Source organism: Candidatus Binatia bacterium (assembly GCA_036382395.1).
Taxonomy (GTDB): Bacteria; Desulfobacterota; Binatia; order HRBIN30; family HRBIN30; genus JAGDMS01.
Genome location: DASVHW010000446.1, coordinates 1 through 6,791 on the forward strand (window position 1 = coordinate 1; position 6,791 = coordinate 6,791).

The following is a 6,791-nucleotide window of genomic DNA, read 5'->3' on the forward strand; positions in this document are numbered from 1 at the left end:
GCGGTGATCTCGCTGGCGGTGGGCCCATCATAGAAGTCGACGATGACCAGCGCGGCATGCTCGTCGTCGCTGACGACCGTGCCCTTGAAGAGCGGCTCCTGACGGTAGCGGTCACGCAGGGCCGCTATCGCCGCCTCGTCCGGCGGCACTTCCTTCATCAAGTAATCAACCGTGAGAACGCCGCCACGGTCCTCCGGCACGCGCACGTAGGGGGAAGAAAGGCTCACCACGTTCTGACGGATGATGCCGTGGGCATTGAGAAGCTCGTCGGTGACGTCGTGGACCATCTGCAGCACATCCCGCCGCCAGATGGTGCCCGATTTCGGCACCAGCGCGATGGCAACCAGGTTCTTGCCGCCAAACTCCTTACGAATTTTCCGGTCCACCACGATGTACGGGTGATCCGGCGGCACCTGCTGGTCGGGGTCGAGGTCCACCACGAGGCGCCCTATCCCTGAGGCGATGATCGCCGCGGCAACAAGACATGCCGCCAGCACGAGCCAGGCACGGCGCGCGATAAACTCGGCGTACCGCCTCAAGAAACCATCCATCGAGTCAAGTCTAATTCACCGACGCGCAACCGTAAACTCGGCGCTCGGGAGCCACGGACGGACCGCCCAGGAGCTTTTTCGGCCTCGGCTTCCGGGTGGATGCCCCGGTGTGGCCCGATTGCCAACTCCATCGGCCCTGGCCAAGAATGAGCCCCAGTGCGACAAGAGTGAGCAAGCTGATGACGCCCAAGAGGTTGCCCACGGAAGCGGGTTGGGCAAAGGTGACGGAGGCAACGCCATCGCTGTTGAGGAACCATCCCGGTAGGGTCGCGAACATGATCTTCTCCCTTTTCTAGCTACCATGACCAATCCTAGGCACGGGGGGGTCAGCCAACAATCAGTCGGAAGGCTCATTTTGCGGAGTTCGGAAGCACTAGTACTTCGGCTTTGAAGACCCCGTACGAAAGGGCTATTGCAGAGCGGCAAGTTTGGCCGATGCTGGCTGCTGAGCGCGTATCTGCTCCGCAGATGAGGCGTTCGAAAGACCGTTGTCGAGAGGTGAAAACGTGGCGCGCGAGAAAATTGGAGTGATCATCGTCGACGATCATCCCATCTTCCGGGACGGTCTGCGGCAATGCCTCGAGGCCCGTCCGGAGCTGCAGCTGATGGCCGCGGTCGGCAGCGGCGAGGAAATGTGGCATGCCATTGGCGAACACGGGAGCCCGCACATCGTGTTGATGGATGTCGAGATGCCCGGTCAAGGTGGCATCGAACTCACGCAGCTGCTGCACGAACGGTATCCGGACATCCGCGTGGTCATGCTCACGGCGTTCTCCGACTCGGAACGTGTTTTCGCGGCGCTGAAGGCGGGGGCGGTCGGTTATCTTCTGAAGAACGCTCCCCCGGGGGAGATCTGCGCTGCCGTGGAGCGAGCCGCGCAAGGCGAGCCGATGCTCTCCGGAGAAATCGCCGGGCGCGTCTTGCGGGAGTTCGAGCGCGAGCGTCAAGAGGACCGCTATCGCGAGCAGCTGGCGGGCCTCACGCCGCGCGAGGAGGAGATCCTCAAGCTGCTGGCGACGGGCGAGTCGAACCGCGAAATCGGCAAACGTCTCTTCATCAGCGAGCAGACGGTGAAGAACCACGTCGCCAGCATTTTTCGCAAGCTGCAGGTGAATGACCGTACGAAGGCGGCGCTGCTCGCCGTGAAGTTCGGCCTGGGCGGCAAGGACACGCGGTGAAAACGATCGGGCGCCTGGCTCTCCGTACGCTGGTGATTCTTGCCGGCAGCGGTGTTGCGGTTGCCAGCCTCTTGTCTTTTCGGGCCGCAGACTGGCCCATCTACGCGGTGTTTCTGATCGTCTCCGTTCTCCTGTTCCTGCCGTACGTCGAGGTGCTGCCCACGGTCGCACTGCCCATCCCGGAGATGGCGGCAACAATCGGTTTTCTCTACATCGGCGGCCTGCCGATCATTCTCTTGCGGAACATCGCCCCGCTTTTCATGCGGGTGTTGCGCGGGATACTGCCGGAACGCTGGAAGGAACGCTTGCCGCAGCTGCGCTCCGCGGCACCGACGGTGCGCCGTGAATTCTTTGCGGTTGGTTGGCGAGCGGACACTGAGGTGAACGCCGGCGCCGCCGCCGAGTGGGCGGCGTTCACCTTGGGCATGGGGATCCGTTGGTGGATCGTGTCTAGGTTGGTGCCACACGCGTTGCCGGTAGGCGCCTCAGGCGCCATGGTCGTGGCGGAAGCGGGAGGATACGTCACCTGGGGGCTGCTCTCCATCCTGCCGATCTATCCCGACCGCCCCCTTTTGGCGTTGTCGTCCGGGGGGAAGCTGCGGGCGGCGTTGACCGATATCGGCCTCATCGTGGTGCTGGCCCTGACGCCCTTCGTGTTTCTCATCGCCTACGGATTCCGCGCCCACGGGCTGTCCGGGGCTGCGGGCTGGTCACTCTCGGCGCTCGGCCTGCACTTCATGCTCAAACGGCTGAACGAACGCCGACTGATGGTGGAAGAGCAGAACCGCCGCCTGGGAAGCCTCAACCGGGAGTTGGAGCATCGGGAGCGGCTTTCCGCCATCGGCAAGATGTCGTCTGTGGTCTCGCACCAGATCCTGCAGCAGCTCGGCGTCATCGGGATCTATGCCGACCTGATTCGTAACGCCGATCCCGAAGGCGACCCCCCGGTGGTGCTGGCGCAGGCGCGTCACAACGCCGCCGCAATCGAAGTCGCGTTGCACGACGTCAACCGGGTGCTCACCGACTTGCTGGTGTTCAGCAAGGACCTGCGCCTCAATCTCTACGAGCATCCGCTGGCTCGCGTCATCGAGGAATGCCTCGACGAGTGCCGCGCCGAGGCGAGGGAGCACGGTATTTCGCTGCGCGCCGACTGCCCGCCGGGGATCAGCCTCATGCTGGACAAGCTCAAGATGAAGCAGGCCATCACCAACGTCGTGCGCAACGCGGTGGAGGCCTCGCAGCCAGCGGGTGAGGTGGCGGTGCGGGCTACGGTCCGCAACGGCAGAGTCGAGGTCACGATCTCAGACCAGGGCCCGGGCGTCCCCGAACGGGATCGAGACGCGGTGTTCACACCGTTCTTCACCACCAAGGATCACGGCACCGGCTTGGGCCTTGCGATTGCGCGGGAGTTCACCGAGGCGCACGGCGGACAGCTCGACGTGGAGGGCCCCAAGGGCACCGCGGGCGCAACCTTCGTGTTCACGCTGCCGCTCAAACGTCCTTAGAATGCTCCGCATCACGCGCGGTTCGGGCGGTAACGCGGCGGCAGTATGATGAGCAGGGCTACCGCCCAGATCCCGAGGAGGAAGCCGAGCACGGCCCACAGCTTCTTCGAGTAGCCACTGTTGTGAGCAAAGAGCCAGCACATGATGCTGTCGCAGACGTGGATGAGTACGACCGTCCGCACCAGGACGCTGGGTTCGATGTGTGAGGACAACCACCGCAAACCAGTGAAATAGCCGAGTATCACATCCCACGACACGGCAGGCTCCGGGAAACACGTGAGTCGGGCTCGTGGGTCGTGTTCAAAAAGAGCGGACAGAGAGCGTGGTCCGTCATGTCTTCCCCGAACGAACACGATTCACGAACATGATCCACGATTGGTTGACGGCTCCACGACTGACTCACTATAGTGAAACACTATGCCTGCCAAGTCCCACGATGATCATGGTAACATTTTACAGTGGCTCTTCGAACGCGGTGAGGAAACATTCGCCCAGGTGGTGCAAGACCTGGTCGGCGGCCGCGGGCTCTCCGACGGATTGTCGAAGATGATCGACCAAGCCGCGAAAACCAAGGGGCGCATGGACAAGAACGTCGAGGTGCTGCTCCACCTGCTCAACCTCCCCTCGCGAACCGACTACCACAAGCTCTTGGTCAAAGTGGAGCATCTGCAAGGCAGCCTGGTCAATCTCAGCATGAAGCTTGACCGGCTCCTGGCGGCGCAGGACAAAATCAAAAAGAGTGAAAAGCGTAAAGCGGAGAGCCGAAAGCCAGAAGACACATGAGCAGGCAGCGCCTCAGACCGACGAGGCGTGCGCATATCGCAGATCGCATATGGCCGAGAACCAGAAGCCATCAGCCATATGCCATAGGCCACTCTGAGCTGCTTTACAGCAGCAGCCGCGCAAACCGCTCTAATCCCGCCAGGGTGGTCGGTGCGACGGTCACGGCCGGCACAACCGCCAGCAAGGGCGCCCCGGTTTCCCCCTGCAATTTCCGTAGGGTGCGGCGGTCGCGTTGGGACAGCTCCTGCAACTCGCGGTAGTTGCGTAGCAGCTTCGACCGCAGCCGCTCATCCCATGCGGCCGTCGGTACTGTCTCTTCGTCAAGACGCGGGAAGGCCAGCACCCGGTTCGCCACGATGCCGGCCACCGGAAACCCACCGTCAGTCAGCTCGCGATGAAAGCTGATCGCCGTCTCGACGGTATGCGGCTCGGGCGTCGTCACCAAGACAAATGCCGTGCTGGGAGCGCGCAGCAGACGGCTCACTTCCTCGGCGCGCGTGTGAAAGCCCTCAATCATGTGCTCGAAACCAGCGGCCAAGTCGGCCAGGTCATGGAGCAGATGGAGCCCGGTCCAACGCTGCAGCGCCTTCAGCAGTGGGAAGAGCGCCACACGTGCCACACTCGACGGGGCTCCCGAGAGCAGCGCGGCGGGAGCCTGTAGCAAGCTCACGGCGCGTGAGGCCAAGAGATTGGTGACGCGATTGGGGGCGGCCAGCAGGTCGCGGGCGTGCGCGCTCGGTGGGGTATCGACGACGAGCACCTGGTAGCGATGCAGGTGCAGCAGCTCATGCAGTTTCTCCATCGCCATGTACTCCGCCGAACCGGCAAGTTCATTCGACAACTCCTGGTACAAGCGGTTGGCCAAGATGCGTGCAGACACAGCCGGGTTCGGCGCGAAGCGCTCGATCAGCGCATCGAAGGTCCGCTTCGTATCCAAGGCCAGCGCGTCGAAGTGGACCGAGTCGACTGCCACCGATTGTGGCTCCATCGACAAGCCGTCCAGACCCAGCGCATCCTTCAGCCGGCGCGCCGGGTCCACCGTAATGACAGCCGTGCGCCGTCTCCGCAGAGCGCCGGCAAGGGCCAGGGCCGCCGCGGTGGTGGTCTTCCCCACCCCCCCGGCGCCGACGCAGATCACCAGCCGCTTGCGGAAGAGACTTTCAATGGTCGCCATGCGTATCGTGACCCGTTCGGTGTTTTTCGCTTTCAGCTTTCGGCTTTCGACTGTCATCGACCGGTTCCAGAACGGCCTTTCCCAGCCTGCGGCCAAACCGTTCGAGGTCGGCGGCACGCACGTCGGCAGTGAACAACTGGCGCAAGAGAATCGGGCTCGCACCGAGAGCGCGGCGCAGGTGCGCCACGTGCCGCTCGGCCTCGCGCCGGTAGGCGATGGTGAACCGTGCCGCGGCCAGCAACGGAGCAGCCGCACCGTCCAACTCGCCGTTCTGCTCGATCAAGTGCGCTTCGGTTGCCGAGAAATGTCGCGGGAAGACGCGGTTGATGATCGGCCGCGCCACGCGCAGCGTCAGATCGCCTTCGAGCACTTGCTGCGTTTCGATCGTCTCACGCACCGACATCTCTTCCGGCAGGCTGACGAGGACCACCTGCGTCCGCGCATGGTCCCCCAACAACGCCAGCAGCCGGCGCGCCGTTTTCCCCAGCGGCCCGCCCGGCACCATCGTGGCCAGTGCCCGCGGCGTGCGCAGCATCTTCAGCGCATGGCCGGTGGACGGGCCATCGACGATGATCACCTCATACCCGCGCCGTCGCACACCGAAGCCCGGCTCAATCCAACCCAGCAACTTCTCCAACAGCAGGAACTCCGTGATTCCCGGCGCGGCAGCGGTCAGAGCGTTGAACGTCTGGCTGGCCAACAGCCGCTTTGAGAGCATTGGGAAGCGGAGCAGGCCTGAAAAGTACCCTTCCACCAACTGCCGGGCATCAATGCGAACGGCATCGAGACCGGCCCGCAGGCGTCGAGGGGCAGGCCCCAGCGCATGGTAGCCGAACAGGTAGGCCAGCCGGCCATCAGTCGCCGTCTCGACGATCAGCGTCCGATGGCCCAAGCCGGCGGCGTATTGGCCGAGCGCAGCGGCCACCGTCGTCTTGCCCACACCACCCTTGCCGGTCACGAAGAGAAGGCGTGCTGCCTGCATTGACGGCATTCTAGCGACTGTGGTGCGCCGCAACAATGAGAGACGTGATGGGTGAGTAATGCCTCAGTCTCGGTGGCGCCTGGCCTTTCGGACGATGAATCGTCCCGCCAATCGAGACTCCCTCTCCCACGCATCAGCTCAGCGCGGGAGAGGGTTGGGGTGAGGGTACAAGCCGCGTCAGGCTGGCGCCCTCACCCTCCCCTCTCCCACGCGGAAAAAACGCGCGGGAGAGGACACCAAGCCACAACACCGAGACTGAGGGGTTACATGGGTGAGGCGTGACGCGTGATTCGTCAGCATCGGGCAGTTGAAGTGACACATCACTAACCAGTTGACGCCGTTCGTCAGTCGTGACTAGTCACCCGGGCGGGGATGCCCGAAGCCGAATCACGCGTCACATTGAAAGGACCTTCGATGGCGAATCACATTCTAGCGATTGATCAAGGGACCACCGGCACCACCGCCATGATCTTCGACGCCTCGGGTCGGGTGCGCAGCCGCGGCTACTCCGAGTTTCGCCAGTATTACCCGCGCCCGGGCTGGGTCGAGCATGATGCGGAAGAGATCTGGCGCGTGACGCAGCGGGTGATCGGCATCACGCTGCGAGCGGCGCGTCTG

The 6,791-nt window shown here is 63.5% G+C and carries 8 protein-coding genes; 4 read left to right on the forward strand and 4 right to left on the reverse strand.

All coding sequences use genetic code 11. From position 1 onward, the window contains the following. Nucleotides 1–539 (reverse strand): hypothetical protein (locus VF515_21980; protein ID HEX7410300.1); only part of this gene is annotated, 539 nt, incomplete at its 3' end. A gap of 518 nt (nucleotides 540–1,057) precedes the next feature. Here VF515_21980 and VF515_21985 point away from each other — a divergent pair. Both VF515_21985 and VF515_21990 read left to right on the forward strand, forming a co-directional pair. Further along, nucleotides 1,058–1,729 (forward strand): response regulator transcription factor, encoded by a 672-nt coding sequence (locus VF515_21985; protein HEX7410301.1) that lies wholly within the window; start codon nucleotides 1,058–1,060, stop codon nucleotides 1,727–1,729. Next, complete coding sequence (locus VF515_21990; protein HEX7410302.1) at nucleotides 1,726–3,234, forward strand: HAMP domain-containing sensor histidine kinase; 1,509 nt, start codon at nucleotides 1,726–1,728, stop codon at nucleotides 3,232–3,234. Before VF515_21985 ends, VF515_21990 begins: the two co-directional genes overlap by 4 nt. An 11-nt stretch (nucleotides 3,235–3,245) precedes the next feature. On the opposite strand, the gene VF515_21995 is transcribed toward VF515_21990, so the two are convergent. Beyond that, nucleotides 3,246–3,491: a hypothetical protein gene (locus VF515_21995; GenBank protein ID HEX7410303.1), complete on the reverse strand. Its 246-nt coding sequence runs from the start codon at nucleotides 3,489–3,491 to the stop codon at nucleotides 3,246–3,248. A 160-nt stretch (nucleotides 3,492–3,651) separates the two neighbouring features. Here VF515_21995 and VF515_22000 point away from each other — a divergent pair, with 160 nt between their 5' ends. After that, complete coding sequence (locus tag VF515_22000) at nucleotides 3,652–4,017, forward strand: hypothetical protein (GenBank protein ID HEX7410304.1); 366 nt, start codon at nucleotides 3,652–3,654, stop codon at nucleotides 4,015–4,017. Nucleotides 4,018–4,120: 103 nt separating this feature from the next. On the opposite strand, the gene VF515_22005 is transcribed toward VF515_22000, so the two are convergent. Continuing rightward, nucleotides 4,121–5,191 (reverse strand): ArsA-related P-loop ATPase, encoded by a 1,071-nt coding sequence (locus VF515_22005; protein ID HEX7410305.1) that lies wholly within the window; start codon nucleotides 5,189–5,191, stop codon nucleotides 4,121–4,123. Continuing rightward, the gene (locus VF515_22010) at nucleotides 5,178–6,173 is read right to left on the reverse strand and encodes an ArsA family ATPase (protein ID HEX7410306.1); all 996 of its coding nucleotides are present in this window, start codon (nucleotides 6,171–6,173) and stop codon (nucleotides 5,178–5,180) included. The genes VF515_22005 and VF515_22010 overlap by 14 nt, the downstream gene beginning before the upstream one ends. Nucleotides 6,174–6,587: 414 nt before the next feature. Between VF515_22010 and VF515_22015 the strand changes: the two genes are divergently transcribed. Continuing rightward, nucleotides 6,588–6,791: FGGY family carbohydrate kinase (locus VF515_22015; protein HEX7410307.1), on the forward strand; the 204-nt coding region annotated here is incomplete at its 3' end.

Excerpts from the sequence above, each read along its gene's own strand:
- VF515_22010 (HEX7410306.1), bottom strand. The coding sequence starts at position 6,173 with ATGCAGGCAGCACGCCTTCTCTTCGTGACCGGCAAGGGTGGTGTGGGC.
- VF515_22000 (HEX7410304.1), top strand. The coding sequence starts at position 3,652 with ATGCCTGCCAAGTCCCACGATGATCATGGTAACATTTTACAGTGGCTC.
- VF515_22005 (HEX7410305.1), bottom strand. The coding sequence starts at position 5,191 with ATGGCGACCATTGAAAGTCTCTTCCGCAAGCGGCTGGTGATCTGCGTC.